Here is a 17,794-nt window from a genome sequence, read left to right as displayed (position 1 = left end):
CCAGCTGCGCACAGGCGGCGACAGCGGGCATGCCGATCAGCAGGTACGCTCGCCGGATCCAGCGGGCCGGACATGACTTCCGAGCGCCGCCTCTTTCTGGAGACCACCCCTTGCCTGCGCCCCCATCCCCCTCAGCGTCGCCCCCGCCCCCTGCCTTGCTGCCCGCCCGCGCCGCCTGGGCCATGCTGCTGGCGCTGGTGTCCGGCTTTGCGCTGAGCCAGGCGTTTCGCACCATCACGGCCATCATGGCCACCGGACTGCGTGCGGAGTTCGGCCTGTCGGCCCAGGCGCTGGGGGTGTTTGCCGGTGCCTTTGCGTTCGCCTTCGGCACCATGCAGCTGTTCATGGGCGTGGGGATCGATCTGTATGGCGTGCGGCGCACGCTGCTGGTGGCGTTTCCGCTGGCTATCGCCGGGTCGCTGCTGTCGGCGCTCGCGCCCGGCTACGGCGTGGTGCTGCTGGGCCAGGTGCTGATCGGCGTGGGCTGCGCGCCGGCCTTCCTGGTCTGCACGGTGTTCATTGCACGCTACTTTGCGGCCAGCCGGTTTGCGATGGTGTCGGGCGTGGCCATGGGCGTGGGCGGGCTCGGGATGCTGTTCACGGGCACGCCGCTGGCGTGGCTGGTGCAGCAGTCGTCCTGGCGCATGGGGTTTGCCGTGCTGGCGGTGTTGGCGGCGCTGGCCTGGCTGCTCATCTTCTGGAAGGTGCACGAGCCTGCAGCGGCCGGCCACGGCACCCAGCCGCGTGAATCGGTGGGTGCCGCGGTGCGCGGTTTCGGCGCGCTGTTCCTGCTGCCGCACACGGCCGGCATCATGCTGCTGGCGCTGATGACGTACGCGTCGTTCCTGACCTTGCGCGGGCTGTGGCTCGGGCCGCTGTTGATCGAGCGGCACGGCTACTCGCTGGTGGCCAGCGGCAACGTGGCCATGCTGTCGTCGCTGGTGTCGCTGTTCACGCCCGCACTGTTCGGGCGGCTCGACCCCGGGCCGTGGCGGCGGCGGCGCTGGATCACGGGCTTCTCGTTGCTGCTGGCCGCGCTGTTCACCGCCGTGGGCCTGCTGCATGCGCAATGGCTGGACGTGGCGGGCTCCATCGCCGTGGGGCTGCTGTCGGGCTACATGGTGCTGCAGTACGCCGACGTGCGCTCGGCCTACCCCGCGGCCATGACCGGGCGCGCCATGGCGGTCTTTACCATGGCGCTGTTCCTGGGCGTGGCGCTGATGCAATGGGCTACGGGCCTGGCAGCATCGCTGGCTGCCGCGCGGGGCGCGGACCCGTACGTGGCGGTGATGCTCACCATCGCCGGCATGCTGGCAGCCGGGGTGCTGGCCTTCAGGCTGCTGCCTGCGCCTCGGCACCGCCCTGCGCGCTGACGCCAGCGGCCCGCGGCGGGCACTGGGCGGAGCCTGTGCCCTGCACCCGCCACCACTGCAACACCCCGAACAGCAGCTCGAATGCGGTGAAGCCCAGCACGATGGCATTGGCCCCGTGGGCCACGGCATAGATCTGCCACGCAGAGAACAGCATGCGCGCCAGTCCATCGAGCCGCCCGAGCCGCCGCGACGGCGCTGCGATGCGCGCAATGGACCACACCACCACCACCGACCCGAGCAGGTTGGCCAGCAGCATGTGCGTGGTGTCGAGCGGGTGCAGCGTGCCTGGCAGGGCCAGCGCCTGGGCCAGTGCGGTGAGCTGCGCGTACAGCCACGCAAAGGTCCAGGGCAGTGCGAACGGCCAGGTGACGAGCAGGTCGTACCAGCCGCTGGCGCGCACGATGCGCAGGTAGCGCGGTTCGGAAAATGCAGGAATGGTGGCCATGGCAACGCGGTCATCGAAGTGAAGGAAGCGCCGAGCTTCAGGCCTGAAGTACGCTTCAGGGTCAAGCACTTTCTGCGACGCGTGCTGCTCTTTCTTTGTTTCTCTTCCACACGCCTTCATCCCGGCAGCGGGCACTCCCATGAACCTTCTTCAACTGACCGACCTGCAACCTGACGACATCCGCCGCATCTGGGCGCTGGCGGGCGAGGCACCGGGGCCCGCACTGAACCCCGCGCCGGGCGGCACCGTGGCGTGGTCGTTCGAGGGCAACGGCATCCGCACGCGCACGACCTTCATCGAGGCGTTCCGGCAGCTGGGCCTGGCGTTTACCGAGCTGCCGAATCTGCTCAAGACCGCGGAGCGGCCCGAGGATCTGGCCGGCTACCTGGACCCGTTCTATGCGCTGTACGTGGTGCGCGAGTCCGACCACCCGCGGCTGTCGGCGTTTGCGGCGGCGTCGCGCCGGCCGGTGATCAACGCGATGTCGGCCCAGGGCCACCCGTGCGAGGTGCTCACCGATGCGTACTACGTGGACACCCGGATCAAGCCGCTGCAGGACGCGCGCGTGTGCCTGTGGGGGCCCAGCACCAACGTGTTCCGCTCGTGGCACGAACTGGCACAGGTGCTGGGGTTCGCGCTGGTGCAGGTGTGCGACCGGCGCTTTCACGAGGTGCTGCCGCAGGTCGAGTTCGTGGAGCCGTCCGCGCTGCCGCAGGCGGTGGACGTGGTGATCACCGACAGCTGGCCGGCCAGTGCCGAAGCCGACGCCACCACGCAAACCGACCTGACGCCGCTGTCCGAGGACCACCTGGCCGCGATGGGCTCCCCCGCCCTGCTGCCCACGCCACCCTTCACCCTGGGCCGCGAGCTCACGGTGGACCCTGCGGCCTACCCCTGCTTCGTGGGCTACGCGCAAAAGGAGCTGCTGCTGCCCGTGCAGATCGCCATCGTGCGCTGGGTGCTGGCGGCCGCCGCCGAGGCCGATGCCAAACGGGTGGCCCACCAGGGCGACGGCCATGCTGATCGGTGAGCTCGCCACCGCGTCGGGCCTGAGCCGCGAGGCGCTGCGCTTTTACGAGCAGCAGGGCCTGATCCGCGCGCGGCGCCTGGCCAACGGCTACCGCGACTACCCGCCCGAGGCGGTGATGCTGGTGCAGTACGTCCGCACCGCGCAGCAGCTGGGCTTCACCCTGGCGGAGATCGGCGACCGCCTGCCGGCCATCTGGGACGCGCCAGACCCGGCACCCGCACTGGCCGAGGTGCTGGCCAGCAAGCTCGGAGAGATCGACGCACGCATCGCCGCACTGCAAAGCCTGCGCCAGACGCTGGCCGAGCGCGTGGCCGCCGACTGCCCGCTGCGCGCCGTGGAGCCGGGTTGAAGGCGCACCCAGTCCGCCACACCCGGCCCCACACCGCTGATTTCGAATAAAAACAGCCGCTACCGCGCTATGGGAAAGCGCCACCAGCTATCAAATAAATAGCATCACAGAGAACTGGCGATCGACCCGTCGCCCCGGTACAGCCAGGGCACATCGAGCACCCGCTCGCCCAGCAGGCGCAGCGACAAATCGCGCCCCCAGCGCACGGGCCCCGTGGCGTGGAAGATGCGGCCATTGCGGGTGGAGCGCGCCTGCACGCGCGCGTTGCGCTGCCAGCGGTTGAGGGCGTAGCGGGTCAGGCGCAGGGGCACTTCCAGGTCGTGCATGGACAGGGCGCGCTGCAGCTCCGCGGCGTCTTCGATGGCCATGCCCGCGCCCTGGGCCAGGTAAGGGCGCATGGGATGGGCCGCGTCGCCCAGCAGGCCCACCAGGCCGCGCGCCATCTCGGCCGCGCTGCGCACCGGCGGGCGGTCGCACAGCGGCCACAGGCGCCAGCCGGCGGCCCCTGGCGCGGCCACGCTGCGCACCACGTCCTGCAGCGCGGTGCAGGTGCCCTTCAGGGCGTGCTCCAGGCCCGCGGCGTTGGCGGCGTGGTCCCAGTTCTCCAGGTCGTGCGGCACCGGCCCCTGCACGATGACGACGATGTTCTGCAGCTCGCCCCGGCGCACGGGGTACTGCACCGCGTGCAGGCGCGGGCCCAGCCAGGCGGTGACCTGGGCGGTGCGCAGCGCCTGGGGCAGCGCGTGCTGCGGCACCAGGGCGCGGTAGGCCAGGTGGCCGGTCACGCGCGGCGGCACGGGGCCCAGCAGTTGCGTGCGGGTGCGGCTCCACAGGCCGTCGGCGCCGATGAGCGCATCGCCCTCCACCTCCTTGCCGCGGCTGGTGCGCACGGTGACGGCGGTGCCGTCGTCGGCAAAGCTGTCGATGGCGTGGGCCAGGTGCAGCTGGGTGTCGGTGTATTTTTCGACGGCGGCCAGCAGCAGGCCGTGCAGGTCGGCGCGGTGGATGGTGGCGTAGGCCGCGCCGTAGCGCTGCACCGCCGTCGGGCCCAGCGGCAGCTCGGCCAGGCCGCGGCCGCTGACGGCGCTGCGCACCTGCAGGCGGCTGGGAAACGCCGCCACGGCCTGCAGCGGCTGCTGCAGGCCCCAGGCCTGCAGGCGGCGCACCACGTTGGGCCCGATCTGCACGCCCGCGCCGACCTCGCTGAACGCGGTCGCGCGTTCGTACAGCCGCACCTCCCAGCCCGCGCGCGATGCGGCCAGCGCAGCCGCCAGCCCGCCGATGCCGCCGCCGGCCACCAGGACCTGCTTTTTCATCGCCCCCCCACCGCAGGCTGAAGCGCAGCCCCCGCACGGGACTGCGACCACACGGGACGAAAAGCGCGCATGCAATGTGTCATGCGCCGATTGTGCCGCGCGCCCGGGCGCCGCTTTTTGTCATGGCGCAGCGCTGCCTGCCAAAACCTGCGGGTGAGATGCGGCCTGCGCGGCCTTACAGCGCAGGCCGCAGCGCCCGCTCCAGCACCTCGGCCGGCATGGGGCGGCCGAACAGAAAGCCCTGGAAGGCCTGGCAGCCGTGGCGCTGCAGAAACTCCAGCTGGCCCGTGGTCTCCACGCCTTCGGCCACCACCGTGAGGTCCATGCTGTGCGCCAGGGCCAGGATGGTGCGCACGATGGCCGCGTCGTTGGGGTCGGTCTGCAGGTCGCGCACGAAGCCCTGGTCGATCTTGATCTGATCGAGCGGCAGGCGCTTGAGGTAGGACAGCGACGAGTAGCCCGTGCCGAAGTCGTCCAGCGAAAAGCCCACGCCGTAGCGGCGCAGATATTCCATGCGCGAGATCACATCCTCCACGTCGGTCAGCAGCAGGCTCTCGGTGAGCTCGAGCTTCAGGCGCTCGGGGTTGGCGCCGCTCTTGTGCAGGATGCCCAGCATCTGCTCGACGAAGTCGGGCTGGCGGAACTGCCGCACGCTCACATTCACCGACAGGAAGAACTGGCGCGTGAGCGAGTGCCGCGACCAGGCCACCAACTGCGCGCAAGCAGTCTCCAGCACCCACTGCCCGATGGGCAGGATGAGCCCCGTCTGCTCGGCCAGCGGGATGAACTCGGCCGGCGACACGAGCCCGCGGCGCGGGTGCTTCCAGCGCACCAGCGCCTCGGCCCCCATCAGCCGGCCCTTGCCGTCCACCACGGGCTGGTAGTACAGCACCAGCTCGCGCTCCTGCAGGCCGCGGCGCAGGTCGGCTTCCAGCGCGGAACGGTTGCTCACGGCGGCCTGCATGTCGGGGTCGAAGAAGCGCTGGGTGTTGCGCCCCGCGGCCTTGGCCTGGTACATGGCCAGGTCGGCGTGCTTGAGCAGCTCGTCCACGCTGCCGGTCTGCTGGCCGAACAGCGCGATGCCGATGCTGGGCGTGCTGTGGTGGCTGGTCTCGCCCAGCGCGTAGGGCGTGCCCAGCGTGGCGGCGATGTGGCTGGCCACGTGGGCGGCCTCGGCGCTGGCGTGGGGCCCGTCGGCGCTCAGGCCCTCCAGCAGCACCACGAACTCATCGCCGCCAAAACGCGAGACCGTGTCGGCCTCGCGCACGCAGGTGGTCAGGCGCTGGGCCACCTGCAGCAGCAGCTGGTCGCCGGTGTCGTGGCCCAGGGTGTCGTTCAGGTCCTTGAAGTTGTCGAGGTCGATGAACAGCAGCGCGCCCTGCGTGCCCGAGCGGCCCACCGCCGCCATGGCGCGCTGCAGGCGGTCCACCAGCATGCGGCGGTTGGGCAGGCCGGTGAGCACGTCGTAGAACGCCAGGCGCTCGATCTGGCTCGCCACTGCCTTGCGCTCGGTGATGTCGCGGCCCACGCCGCGGTAGCCGCGCAGCGTGCCCTGCACGTCGATCACGGGCACGCCGCTGACCGAGATCCAGTGCATGGTGCCGTCGGGCCGGTGGCGCTGCAGCTCCAGGTCCCGAAACGGCTGGCGCGCCTGCAGCACCGCGCGGTGCGCCGCCCAGTCGGCATCGGTCATGTTGAGCGCGCCCAGCTCCCAGCGGGTGTGGCCCAGCACGTCAGACAGCGGCAGGCCGTTGACGCTCAAATCGCCCGCCAGCTGCACGAAGCGGCCTTCGGCGTCGTGCTCCCAGTACCAGTCGGAAGACAAATCGCTGAGCGAGCGAAAGCGCGTCTCGCTCTCGCGCAGCTCGTTCTCTACCCGCACGTAGTCGCTCACGTCGGCAAAGGTGCGCACCAGGCTGCCGTCCGGCAGGGTGGTGGTGCGCACCTCCAGCGTGTGGCCTTGGCGCGTGCTGCGCCAGTACAGCTCGGGCGCGGGGGCCACGGCGCCGCGGGCCACGTATTCATGGCCGCGCCGGTCCACCAGGCTGTAGCCTTCGCCGAAGTCTCCGCGCTCGGCCTGCACGCGGGTCAGCTCGGCCATGGTGGGTCGCGCGGCCATCAGCGATTCGGGCAGGTTCAGCAGCTCCAGCACACGCTGGTTGTAGACGGTGATGCGCCCGTCGGGCCCGGTCTTGAAGATGCCCTGGCTCATGCTGCCCAGCGTGGCCTGCAGGGCCGAGCGCTGCTCCTGCAGCAGCGCAAGCGCGTCCTGCCAGATGCGTGCGTCCACCATGCGCACGGGCTGCTGGCCTTGCACGCTGGCAGTCTTCATGAGCGCGGCCAGCCGGTGCAGCAGCTCGCCCAGGTGGGCCGTCCCGTCGACGTCGCGCAGCACGTAGTCGCCCAGCCCGCACCGAAAGGCGCGGGCGGCCAGCGCCTCTTGCTGCTGGTCGATGCACATCAGCACCGGCCGGCCCGCGCACAGCTCGAGCACGTCGGGCAGCTCCTGCACCGAGGGCTTGAGGCACAGCACGACCGCGTCCCACGCCTGCGATGCGAGCGGGGCCATGGCAGCCTCTGGCCCGGGGCTGTTGACCACGCGCCAGTCGGGGTGGTTGACGGCGATGAGCCGCCGCGCGAGCGCCGCGTGCTGCGTGTCGCTGTCCACCCACAGGACGCCCGGCCCGCTCATGCAGCAGGGCCCTTGGGCAAAGAGGCGGAAGCGGGCGCGGGCTGCGGATGCTGTGGCGCTGGCGACGCTGCCTGCGTGCCCGCAGCCGCGCCCAGGTCGTGCTCGCGGGCGAAGACATCCACCGGCACCGGCCGCCCAAACAAATACCCCTGGAACCCCTCGCACCCGTGCAGCCGCAAGAACCCCAGCTGCCCCGTCGTCTCCACACCCTCGGCCACCACCTCCAGGTCCAGGCTCTTGGCCAGCGCCAAAATCGTCCGCACGATCGCCGCGTCGTTCGGGTCCGACAGCACGTCCCGCACAAAGCTCTGGTCGATCTTCACCTGGTCCAGTGGNCTTGGCCAGCGCCAAAATCGTCCGCACGATCGCCGCGTCGTTCGGGTCCGACAGCACGTCCCGCACAAAGCTCTGGTCGATCTTCACCTGGTCCAGTGGCAGCCGCTTGAGGTAGGACAGGGATGAATAGCCGGTGCCGAAGTCATCCAGCGCGAAGCCCACGCCTTCGCTCTTGAGCTGCACCATGCGGGCGATGGTGTCTTCGATGTCCCCCAGCAGCAAGCTTTCGGTGAGCTCGAGCTTGAGCCTTCGGGGGTCCGCCCCGTGCTCCCTCAGGGTCTGCAGCACTTCGGCCACGAAGCCGGGTTGGCGGAACTGGCGGGCGCTCACGTTCACCGAAATGGACAAATGCGCCGTCTCGATGTGCTGGCCCCAGCGCTGCAGCTGCGCGCAGGCGGTCTGCAGCACGTACTGGCCCAGTGGCAGGATGAGCCCGGTCTGCCGTCTCGATGTGCTGGCCCCAGCGCTGCAGCTGCGCGCAGGCGGTCTGCAGCACGTACTGGCCCAGTGGCAGGATGAGCCCGGTCTGCTCGGCCAGCGGGATGAAGTCGCCCGGGCTGATCATGCCGCGCTGGGGGTGGCGCCAGCGCACCAGGGCTTCGGCGCCCAGCAGGGTGGCCTGGTGGTCCACCACGGGCTGGTAGTGCACCAGCAACTCGCCCCGCGCCAGGCCCTGGCGCAAGTCGGCTTCCAGGTTGGAGCGGGCGTTGACCGCCGCCTGCATGTCGGGGTCGAAAAAGCGCTGGGTGTTGCGCCCGGCGGCCTTGGCCTGGTACATGGCCAGGTCGGCGCGCTTCAAGAGCTCGTCCACCGACAGGCGTTCGTCGCCAAAGAGGGTGATGCCGATGCTGGGGGTGCTGTAGTGCTGGGCGCCGTCGAGTTCGAAGGGCTGGTTCAGGTGGGCCAGCAGTTTCTCGGCCACGGTCTCGGCCTGGGTGGCGGCTTCGGCCAGGTCCGGGGACAGGGCTTCGAGCATGACGACGAATTCGTCGCCGCCGAAGCGGGCCACGGTGTCGGCCTCGCGCACGCTGCCCACCAGGCGGGCGGCCACCTGGGACAGGAGCTGGTCGCCCATGTCGTGGCCCAGGGTGTCGTTGAGGTCCTTGAAATTGTCGAGGTCGATGAACAGCAGGGCGCCGAGGTTCCTGGTGCGCTGGCAGGCGGCGATGGAGCGCTGCAGGCGGTCGAGCAGCAGGCGGCGGTTGGGNATTGTCGAGGTCGATGAACAGCAGGGCGCCGAGGTTCCTGGTGCGCTGGCAGGCGGCGATGGAGCGCTGCAGGCGGTCGAGCAGCAGGCGGCGGTTGGGCAGGCCGGTGAGTGCGTCGTAGAAGGCCAGGCGCTCGATCTCTTGTTCTGCGCGCTTGCGATCGGTGATGTCGCGGCACACGCCCAGCACGCCGGTCACGCGGCCGTGCAGGTCGCGGATGGGGGTCTTGATGGTCTCGAACTGGCCCTGGTAGCCGTCCTCGGCAAAGGTGAGCGTCTCTTCGTACACCAGTGGCTGCCAGGCCTGCATGGCGCGCAGGTCGTACTTGCGAAACCGCTCGGCCACCGCGGCAGGCACCAGGTCGAAATCGTTGCGCCCCACCACCTGCCGCTCGGGCAGGCCGGCAAACCGCTCGAACACCGGGTTGACCGACAGGTACACGCCTTGCGCATCCTTGAGGAACACCATGTCCGGCATGGCGTTGACCACGCGCGCCAGGTGCGCCTTTTGCAGGGCCAGTTCGGTCTCGATGCGCTTGAGCTCGGTCAGGTCGTACGCGAACACCACCACGGCCGACACGCCCTGGTCGGTGACCGCCTCGGGCGCGATGGTGGTGTGGCGGTACTGCGGTCCGTCGGGGGCGTCCACGCGGTTCTCGAACACCGCCGTCTCGCCGCCAAAGGCCTTGTCGAAATACGGCTGCATGCGCGCCATCAGTTCGGGGGGCAGCACGTCCTTGAGCACCCGCCCTTGCAACTGCGCGGGTTCGGTGCGCAGCCAGCGCGCCTGCTGCTCGTTTACGTACAGCACGCGCAGGTCCTTGTCCAGCCTCGCCACGCCGCCCGGCACCTGGCGCAGCATGTTGGCCATCAAGGCCTCGTGCGCATGCGCGGCTTCTTCGGCCAGGTGGTGGGCGGTGATGTCGGTCTGCACGCCGTCCCACATCACGCGGCCATCGTCGAGCGGGCGGGGCGATGCGCTCAGGTGCATCCAGCGCAGCTGGCCGTCGGCGCGGCGGATGCGGAACACCACATCGAGCGTGGACATGGTGAGAAACGACGCACGTTCCAACTGCCGCAGGCGCTTGAGGTCTTCCGGGAGGATCTGGCGGTACACCCGCAGAGGGTCGCGCAGCGCGTCCTGCGCGCTCACGCCGTGCAGGCGCTCCAGCGCCTCGCCCACATGGACGAAGTGCGTGCGGCCATCGAGCTCGCGCACCACCTGGTAGAGCACGCTGTGCGGCAGGTTGCGCCCCAGCAGGGACAGGCGGCCCTCGCTCTCGCGCAGGCGGCGCTCGGCCTCCTGCACGCGTGCGAACGGCAGGCGAATGCCGGCATTGAAAACGGCTTGGTACAGCAGTGCATAGGCCACCACGCGCAGGCCGTGGGCCAGTGGCCCGCCCACCGGCGAGTGGCCGCCCAGCGTGGCCACCGTGACTTCGCCGCACAGGAATGCCAGCGCGGCCCAGGCCAGCACGCGCTCGCGCCGTTGTGCGTGGCGCTGCGCCCCGCGGTAGCACCACACAGCCGCCACCGCCAGCGCCATGACAAGCGCCCAGGCCAGGTAGCGCCGCAGCCCGCCCCCCGCGGCCGATGCGAACCAGCCGGGCAGCGGGCCGAGCGACGAGACCACCAGCAGCAGTGCCACTGCACCCGCGCCGGCCAGCCACGCCCTGGCCGGGCCCGGAGCGGCCACCTGCAGCCCCATGAGCAGCAAGGTGACGGTTTCGGCCAGCCGCGCCCAGCTGCTGAGCCACAGCGAGATGTCGGAGGTGGCCGAGGGCATGTGCACCGGCGTGGAATGCGCGAGCACGCCGTGCAAAAAGTTGCAGGCCGCCGCCACGACAAAGCCGGCGGCCAGCACATTGGCGCGGGCCTGCTCGGGTGCATCCAGCGTGTGCAGCGACACGGTGACCACCAGCAGGCCCAGCAGCACAGCCATCAGCTCGAAAAAAGGCTCGAGCCCGTGCTGCGCGCCCGCCCCTTCGCCCAGCACCCGCGCCAGGGGCACCACGGTCAGCGCCAGCACAGCCACGACGAGCACCACCGTGGCGGCGGGCGCGTCGATCAGCTGCGGCAGGCGCGGCCTGGAGGAGCGTGTGAGGGGTGGTGGGGCCATGGGCGAGCGAGAGACAGGCGTATTTCTACAGAGTTCTACATCGCGTCACAAGTGTATCCATGAGTAAACCCAACGGCAGGATGCCCGGCCGGCTTTACTTGGCCCCCTCCACCACGAGTCTTGCCACGCAGTCGTAGCCTCAATGTCGGCACTCTGCCGTGGACCCTGAGGGTGTCGGGGCCGCAGGGGGTAACCCTTGCGCCCCCACCTTTTACGTCAGCTTGCGCGACCAGCCGGTCATGGCGCGGGGCCCCACGGGCTCAGTGCGGTGTCTGAAGGCCGCGCGCCCGAGGAGCACCACACAGCGCTGCCCAACGCACGACCCCCCCCAACCTCAGCCCTGCAGCAACTGGCGCAGCACGAACGGCAGGATGCCGCCGGCCTGGTAGTAGTCCACCTCGATGGGGGTGTCGATGCGCAGCGTGACGGTGACCTCCTGGCGCGAGCCGTCGGCGCGGCGGATCACCAGTTGCGCATCGCTTTGCGGCGTGAGTGCGGGGTCGGGCACCACGTCGATCTCTTCGTTGCCGACCAGGCCCAGCGTCTCCCACGACTCGCCCGCCTTGAACTGCAGGGGCAGCACGCCCATGCCCACCAGGTTGGAGCGGTGGATGCGCTCGAAGCTGCGCGCCACCACGGCCTTGATGCCCAGCAGTTGCGTGCCCTTGGCCGCCCAGTCGCGGCTCGACCCCGTGCCGTATTCCTCGCCCGCGAAGATCACCGTGGGCGTCTTCTGCGCGATGTACTGCATGGCGGCGTCGAAGATGAACATCTTCTCGCCCTGCAGCGCACCTTCGTTCTGGAACACCGTCACGCCGCCCTCCTCGCGCGAGCCGTCGGCGGTGGGCGGGATCATGAGGTTCTTGATGCGCACGTTGGCGAAGGTGCCGCGCATCATCACGTCGTGGTTGCCGCGGCGTGCGCCGTAGCTGTTGAAGTCGGCCTTTTGCACGCCGTTGAGCTGCAGCCACTGGCCGGCGGGCGACGTGGCCTTGATGGAGCCCGCAGGCGAGATGTGGTCGGTGGTGATGGAGTCGCCGAACAGCGCCATGATGCGCGCGCCGTGCACTGCAGAAGCGGTGAACTCGCCTTGTTCCAGCGTGAACTGGGCAAAAAACGGCGGCTCAGCGATGTAGGTGCTGGCAGGCCAAGTGTAGGTATTGCCGGAGACGCCCAGAATCTTCTCCCACAGCTTGCCGGGCTCGGTGCTCACCTTGGCGTAGTTCTCGCGGAAGGCCTTGCCGTTCATCGCGAACTTCATCAGCTGCTGGATCTCGTCGCTGGTGGGCCAGATGTCGCCCAGGTACACGTCGCGCCCGCCCTTACCTTTGCCCACGGGCTCGGTCATCAGGTCCTTGAGCACCGTGCCGGCGATCGCGTAGGCCACCACCAGCGGCGGGCTGGCCAGGAAGTTGGCCTTGAGGTTGGGGTGGATGCGCGCCTCGAAGTTGCGGTTGCCCGACAGCACGGCCGCGCACACCAGGTCGTTGCTGGTGATCACGTCATTGAGCTCGGCCGTGAGGTCGCCCGCGTTGCCGATGCAGGTGGTGCAGCCGTAGCCCGCCAGCGCAAAGCCGAGCTTTTCCAGATACGGCAGCAGGCCGGTCTCGGTGAGGTATTCGGTGACGATGCGCGAGCCGGGTGCGAGCGAGGTCTTGATGTGCGGCTTGACCTTGAGCCCCGCCTCCACCGCTTTCTTGGCCAGCAGGCCCGCGGCCAGCAGCACGCTGGGGTTGCTGGTGTTGGTGCAGCTGGTGATGGCGGCAATGAGCACGTCGCCGTTGCCGATGCTCACGTCGCCGGGCCGGCTGGCCTGCTGGGCCGGCACGTCGGCGCGCGCGGCGGCCAGCGTGGGCTTGTTGTGCTCCATCTCGACCAGGAAGCGCGGCCCGCCCGAGGGCGCGGGCTTTTCGGCGGGCGTGACGGGGTCGGCCGGCGCGTCGTCAGGGCGCACATGGTGGCGGGTGTGAAGCAGCTCGGCTGGGCGATTGAAGCCGTTGCTGGCAATGGGCTGGCTGAACAGCTCGGCGAACTGGCTGGCGACCTTGCCCAGCTCGATGCGGTCCTGCGGGCGCTTGGGCCCGGCCAGGCTGGGGGTGACGTCGCCCAGGTTCAGGCGCACCACTTGCGAGTAGTCGATCTCGCCGGCCAGCGGCACGCCGAACAAGCCCTGCGCGCGGAAGTACGCCTCGAAGGCTTCGATCTCCACCTTGGTGCGGCCCGTGCCCTGGAAGTAGTCGATGGTCTTCTCATCGACCGGAAAGAACCCCATGGTGGCGCCGTATTCGGGCGCCATGTTGCCGATGGTGGCGCGGTCGGGCAGGGACAGCGTGCGCGTGCCTTCGCCGAAAAATTCGACGAACTTGCCCACCACCTTGTGCTGGCGCAGGATCTCGGTCACGGTGAGCACCAGGTCGGTGGCGGTCACGCCCTCGCGCAGCTGGCCCGTGAGCTCGAAGCCCACCACATCGGGCGTGAGGAAGTACACCGGCTGGCCCAGCATGGCGGCCTCGGCTTCGATGCCGCCCACGCCCCAGCCCACCACGCCGATGCCGTTGATCATGGTGGTGTGGCTGTCGGTGCCCACCAGGGTGTCGGGGTAGTAGACGGGGCGCGTGGCGTCCTTGGTCTTGTGCACGCCGCGGGCCAGGTATTCCAGGTTCACCTGGTGCACGATGCCGAAGCCCGGGGGCACCACGCCGAAGGTGCTGAAGGCCTGCATGCCCCACTTCATGAACTCGTAGCGCTCGCGGTTGCGCTGGAATTCGAGCTTCATGTTCAGGTCGAGCGAATTCTTCTTGCCGTAGTAGTCGACCATGATGGAGTGGTCGACCACCAGGTCCACCGGCACCAGCGGCTCGATCTTCTTGGGGTTCTTGCCCAGCCGGCCGGCCACGCTGCGCATGGCGGCCAGGTCGGCCAGCAGCGGTACGCCGGTGAAGTCCTGCAGCACCACGCGCGAGACGACGAAGGGGATCTCGTCCTTGCGCTCGGCGTTGGGCGCCCAGTGCGCCAGCTGCTGCACGTGCTCGGGCGTCACCTTGCGGCCATCGCAATTGCGCAGCACCGATTCGAGCACGATGCGGATGGACACCGGCAGGCGGCTGACCTCGGGGAACTGACGGGCCAGTGCGGGCAGGGAGTAGAAGTACCCCTCCTTGCCGGACGCTGTCTTGAAGCTCTTGAGCGTGCTGGCAAACGCGTGGCGCGGCGAAGCGCCGGTGGCTGGGCGGGAAGACGGGGTGGCTGGCGGCTTGGGCGATGAGGCCATGGCGAACTCCTGTGTGACGCAACAGGCCTATTCTGTCAGCCTCACGTGACGGCGCAATCGTGGGGGTATGCACAGGTGCCGCGCGGCGCTGCGTGCGCCCGGCACGTGCATGGACCCGGGCCACAGCGCTGAAAATTCAAATAAAAATAGCCGCTACCGCTTGATGGACAAGCGCCAGCAGCTATTTATTTGATAGCAATCGCCTGCATTACCCTACGCGGCTGCCCACACAGGCAGGCGGCGCACACCGAACCACTGCAGTTCTGCCAACAACGCCACCGACACCACATGCACCACCAGGTATGCCTGGCCGAGCAGCGTGGGCGTGAGCGGCGAGGCCAGCAGCAGCGCCAGGCTGGCCAACGCCCACGCAAAGTTGCCCACGATCAGCACCCACAGCCAGCCCCGGGGCATGGGCTCGGACCGCGCAATCGCCACGGCCAGCGCCGCGTAGCCCAACAGCAGCGCGCCGGTGACCTGCAGCAGCCCCGTCGGCAGGCCCAGCCATTCGGTCAGCGGCGCAGTCAGCAACAGATGCAGGGCACCGAGCAAGACACCCGTGGACGCATCGAACCAGACCACAGCACGCAGGAATCGGGGGGAAGACATCAGACTGAACATGGAAGGCTCCTTGACTGGGTTGAAAAAACGAAGAACAGGCCTGCATCGTTCCCGCCACGGCGCACCGAGTCGATGACCTGGCAGGTAATGGCCCGTGTCCGCTTTGACCCTAGGATGTGGCCCATGACCTCCTCCGCATCCTCCGCATCCACCCCGTCGCACCGCCCACCGCGCCCCACCCTGCCGCACCGCGCCGCAGCGGCCGGGCCCGCATCGTTCGGCGACCACCTGCGCACCTGGCGCCAGCAGCGGCACCTGAGCCAGCTGGAGCTGGCGGACGAGGCGGACATCTCCACGCGCCACGTGAGCTTCATGGAAACCGGCCGCACCAACCCCAGCCGCGACATGGTGCTGCGCCTGTGCGAACGCCTGGCCGTGCCCCTGCGCGAGCGCAACGCCCTGCTGGTGGCCGCCGGCTATGCGCCCATGTACCGCGAGCGCGCGCTGGACGACCCGGCGCTGGCCGCAGCACGGCAGGCAGTGGAGCTGGTGCTCAAGGGCCACGAGCCCTGCCCCGCCATCGCGCTGGACCGCTGCTGGAACGTGGTGGCCACCAACCGCGCGGCCCAGGCCCTGCTGGCGGACCACGTGGCGCCTGAGCTGCTGGCGCCGCCCGTGAACGTGTTCCGCCTGAGCCTGCACCCTGAGGGGCTGGCGCCGCGCATCGCCAATCTGGCGCAGTGGCGTTCGCATTTGTTCGAGCGGCTGCGCCAGCAGATCCAGGCCACGGCCGACCCGGTGCTGATCGCATTGCAAGCCGAGCTGCTGGAATATCCCGAGCCTGCGGGCGCGCAATCCACCGTGCTGCCCGGTGAATTGCTGGGCGTGGTAATGCCGTTTTGCTTTGAAAGCCGCCACGGCATGCTCTCGCTGATCAGCACCACCACGATATTCGGCACCCCGGTGGACGTGACGCTGCAGGAGCTGGCGGTGGAGTCATTCTTTCCAGCCGACGATTTCACGGCGCAGGTGCTGCGCGACGTGGCGGCGCAAAACAGGCAGGCGTAAATGGCGGCAGCAAATAGACCTTCTGGCCTGCTGCTGTCTGGGCGCCATGCAATGGCGCAGGGTTTGAGGCGGGGGCAGGGTTTCCCCCTAATTATCCAAAGTTGTACTGCGACGCCACTTTGGCCAGACAAGCGAGGCATCTCCCGCCATCGCAATCGAGCCAAGCCGGCGCTGCTGTGAGGATGGATAAAAACCATTCAACCCTGCACCCCGGCCTGCACCAATTGGGGGATTAACGAATCCACAAAAAAAGCCCGCTGAAGAGCGGGCTTTTTTACCATCCGGACGGTCCGGGCGGCGAATCAGATGACGAACTTTTCGCGGCTTTCGTTTTGAATCCACTTGGGCGCCTTGCCACGGCCAGTCCAGGTTTCGCCGGTGGCGGGGTTGCGGTACTTGGGCGCGACCTTGGTGCCAGCGGTGGAGCTGCGGGTGCCCTTGCCAGCAGACTTGCCAGCGGGGAACACGTCTTGCGCGGTCAGGCCATATTCAGCCACCAGCGAACGAACCTGAGCGACAGCGCTCGACAATTCGCTGCGGCGCGCTTCGTTGATTTGCTGCTCGAGGGCTTCACGCTGCTTCAGCAGGTCTTTGTAGCTAGTGGTCATGATGTCTGGATTTAGGTGTAAGGGTGAAAGACAGGCGCGATTATAGGAATATTTTCTGCCGTGTGGTTCACAGCCCCGAAAAAATCCCATTTTCAATGCTATGGAATAAGCCAGCGCCATTTGTAGGAATCGTCCCACCTTTGCCACTACACCCATCCCCATGGGGATGGGTTGGACGACCTGAAAGCCCTGGGCACCGGGTGTGATATCCATCGGAATATGCCAGCCACTGTGGGCCGGGAGCGCCCCTACCATCTATCTGCAAGCCGTAAAGTTTTATTGCGAACGCATCACGCCCTGTAAATCCTGAATATCGGGCGCGCGCCCCACAGACTGTGGCCTGCAACGCTTTCAAGGCATTGGCGCATCCGCCACGCCCGGCCTGAAATGCACTCTGCATTCAGCAATCGACACCGGTTGCCGCCGCGGGCCGTGCAATCCCGCAGAGAATCGCTGCTCCTTACACACCACAAGTACCCATGGCTCTTTACTGCATCGGCGATATCCAGGGCTGCGACAGCGCGCTGGGGCGCCTGCTCGACGAGATCGGTTTTTCTGCCAGCCGCGACACGGTGTACCTGCTGGGCGACCTGGTGAACCGCGGGCCCGATTCGGCCGCCGTGCTGCGCCGCTGCATCGCGCACGACGGCGCGCTGCGCAGCCTGCTGGGCAACCACGACCTGCACCTGCTGGCCGCGGCCCACGGGGCCCGCAAGCCGTCGCGCCGCGACACGCTGGCCTCCGTGCTGGAGGCGCCTGACCGCGATGCCTTGCTGCAGTGGGTGCGCAGCCAACCGCTGGCCCGCACGCACACGCACGGCGGCGAGACGCTGCTGATGGTGCATGCCGGGGTGCTGCCCGGGTGGTCTGCCCAGGACGCACTGGCGCACGCCGACGAGGTGGCGGCCGTGCTGCGCGGGCCCGACCTGCCCGGCTTTCTGCAGGCGATGTACGGCAACACCCCTGACCGTTGGAGCGACGAGCTGACCGGCAACGACCGCTTGCGCGTCATCGTGAACGCGCTCACGCGGCTGCGCTTTTGCTCGGCTCGCGGGGAGATGGACTTCGACAGCACCGAGAGCGCCAGCGATGCGCCCGCAGGCCTGATGCCCTGGTTCGACGTGCCAGGGCGCCGCGCTGCACGCACGCTGGTCGCGTTCGGCCACTGGTCCACATTGGGCTGGCTCAACCGCAGCGATCTGCTGGGCCTGGACACCGGCTGCGTGTGGGGCGGCTGCCTGAGCGCGGTGCGTTTTGGCGCCACACTGGCCGACCGCGAACTGCTGCAGGTGCACTGCGAGCAGTCGCAAGCACCCGGCGCCTGAACCCGGGGCTGCACTTCGGGAGCACAGAGCCCAAAGGGCACAAGAGCGCAAAGGAAGGGCAAAAGGTGGGGTGCCCAAAATCGACGCTACAAAA

The 17,794-nt window shown here is 68.8% G+C and carries 12 protein-coding genes and 2 pseudogenes; 5 read left to right on the top strand and 9 right to left on the bottom strand.

Features of this window, described 5'->3' with window-relative positions; translation table 11 throughout:
* The first annotated feature begins 110 nt into the window (after positions 1-110).
* On the top strand, positions 111-1,373 hold the full coding sequence (locus tag ASF16_RS13545; RefSeq protein ID WP_056167861.1) for a nitrate/nitrite transporter: 1,263 nt from the start codon (positions 111-113) through the stop codon (positions 1,371-1,373).
* Here the strand turns inward: ASF16_RS13545 and ASF16_RS13540 are convergent.
* Entirely contained in the window at positions 1,333-1,818 is a 486-nt protein-coding gene (locus tag ASF16_RS13540) for a hypothetical protein (protein WP_056167859.1), read from the bottom strand. The two genes, ASF16_RS13545 and ASF16_RS13540, sit on opposite strands and share 41 nt — an antisense overlap.
* Before the next feature lie 139 nt (positions 1,819-1,957).
* Here ASF16_RS13540 and ASF16_RS13535 point away from each other — a divergent pair, with 139 nt between their 5' ends.
* Complete coding sequence (locus tag ASF16_RS13535; RefSeq protein ID WP_056167856.1) at positions 1,958-2,848, top strand: ornithine carbamoyltransferase; 891 nt, start codon at positions 1,958-1,960, stop codon at positions 2,846-2,848.
* Complete coding sequence (locus tag ASF16_RS13530) at positions 2,835-3,197, top strand: MerR family transcriptional regulator (RefSeq protein ID WP_056167855.1); 363 nt, start codon at positions 2,835-2,837, stop codon at positions 3,195-3,197. Before ASF16_RS13535 ends, ASF16_RS13530 begins: the two co-directional genes overlap by 14 nt.
* Before the next feature lie 104 nt (positions 3,198-3,301).
* Here ASF16_RS13530 and ASF16_RS13525 read toward each other — a convergent pair whose 3' ends face one another.
* From ASF16_RS13525 to ASF16_RS13505, 7 genes and pseudogenes are all read right to left on the bottom strand, one after another.
* A complete protein-coding gene (locus ASF16_RS13525) occupies positions 3,302-4,513 on the bottom strand; it encodes an FAD-dependent monooxygenase (protein ID WP_056167851.1) in 1,212 nt (403 codons plus the stop codon).
* Between the two features lie 175 nt (positions 4,514-4,688).
* Entirely contained in the window at positions 4,689-7,205 is a 2,517-nt protein-coding gene (locus ASF16_RS13520) for an EAL domain-containing protein (RefSeq protein ID WP_056167847.1), read from the bottom strand.
* Positions 7,202-7,540, bottom strand: a pseudogene (locus tag ASF16_RS26795) (EAL domain-containing protein); the annotation flags it as partial. The pseudogene ASF16_RS26795 and the gene ASF16_RS13520, both read right to left, overlap by 4 nt.
* 1 nt (position 7,541) lies before the next feature.
* Positions 7,542-8,748: pseudogene (locus tag ASF16_RS27145) on the bottom strand (putative bifunctional diguanylate cyclase/phosphodiesterase); the annotation flags it as partial.
* A gap of 1 nt (position 8,749) precedes the next feature.
* On the bottom strand, positions 8,750-10,867 hold a 2,118-nt coding region (locus ASF16_RS26785; RefSeq protein ID WP_235507369.1), incomplete at its 3' end, for a PAS domain-containing protein.
* Positions 10,868-11,201: 334 nt separating this feature from the next.
* Complete coding sequence (locus ASF16_RS13510; protein ID WP_056167842.1) at positions 11,202-14,138, bottom strand: aconitate hydratase; 2,937 nt, start codon at positions 14,136-14,138, stop codon at positions 11,202-11,204.
* 213 nt (positions 14,139-14,351) lie between these two features.
* On the bottom strand, positions 14,352-14,759 hold the full coding sequence (locus ASF16_RS13505) for a hypothetical protein (RefSeq protein ID WP_056167840.1): 408 nt from the start codon (positions 14,757-14,759) through the stop codon (positions 14,352-14,354).
* Between the two features lie 123 nt (positions 14,760-14,882).
* Between ASF16_RS13505 and ASF16_RS13500 the strand changes: the two genes are divergently transcribed.
* Complete coding sequence (locus ASF16_RS13500) at positions 14,883-15,767, top strand: helix-turn-helix domain-containing protein (protein WP_056169168.1); 885 nt, start codon at positions 14,883-14,885, stop codon at positions 15,765-15,767.
* Positions 15,768-16,069: 302 nt separating this feature from the next.
* Here ASF16_RS13500 and ASF16_RS13495 read toward each other — a convergent pair whose 3' ends face one another.
* Complete coding sequence (locus ASF16_RS13495) at positions 16,070-16,375, bottom strand: H-NS histone family protein (RefSeq protein ID WP_056167837.1); 306 nt, start codon at positions 16,373-16,375, stop codon at positions 16,070-16,072.
* Between the two features lie 479 nt (positions 16,376-16,854).
* On the opposite strand from ASF16_RS13495, the gene ASF16_RS13490 reads away from it, so the two are divergent.
* On the top strand, positions 16,855-17,700 hold the full coding sequence (locus ASF16_RS13490; RefSeq protein ID WP_056167832.1) for a symmetrical bis(5'-nucleosyl)-tetraphosphatase: 846 nt from the start codon (positions 16,855-16,857) through the stop codon (positions 17,698-17,700).
* Positions 17,701-17,794: the final 94 nt, after the last annotated feature.

This window comes from Acidovorax sp. Leaf78 (genome assembly GCF_001422735.1).
Lineage (GTDB): Bacteria > Pseudomonadota > Gammaproteobacteria > Burkholderiales > Burkholderiaceae_C > Acidovorax.
Note: the sequence above shows the minus strand (reverse complement) of the source record. Positions and strands in the feature narration are given on the sequence as shown.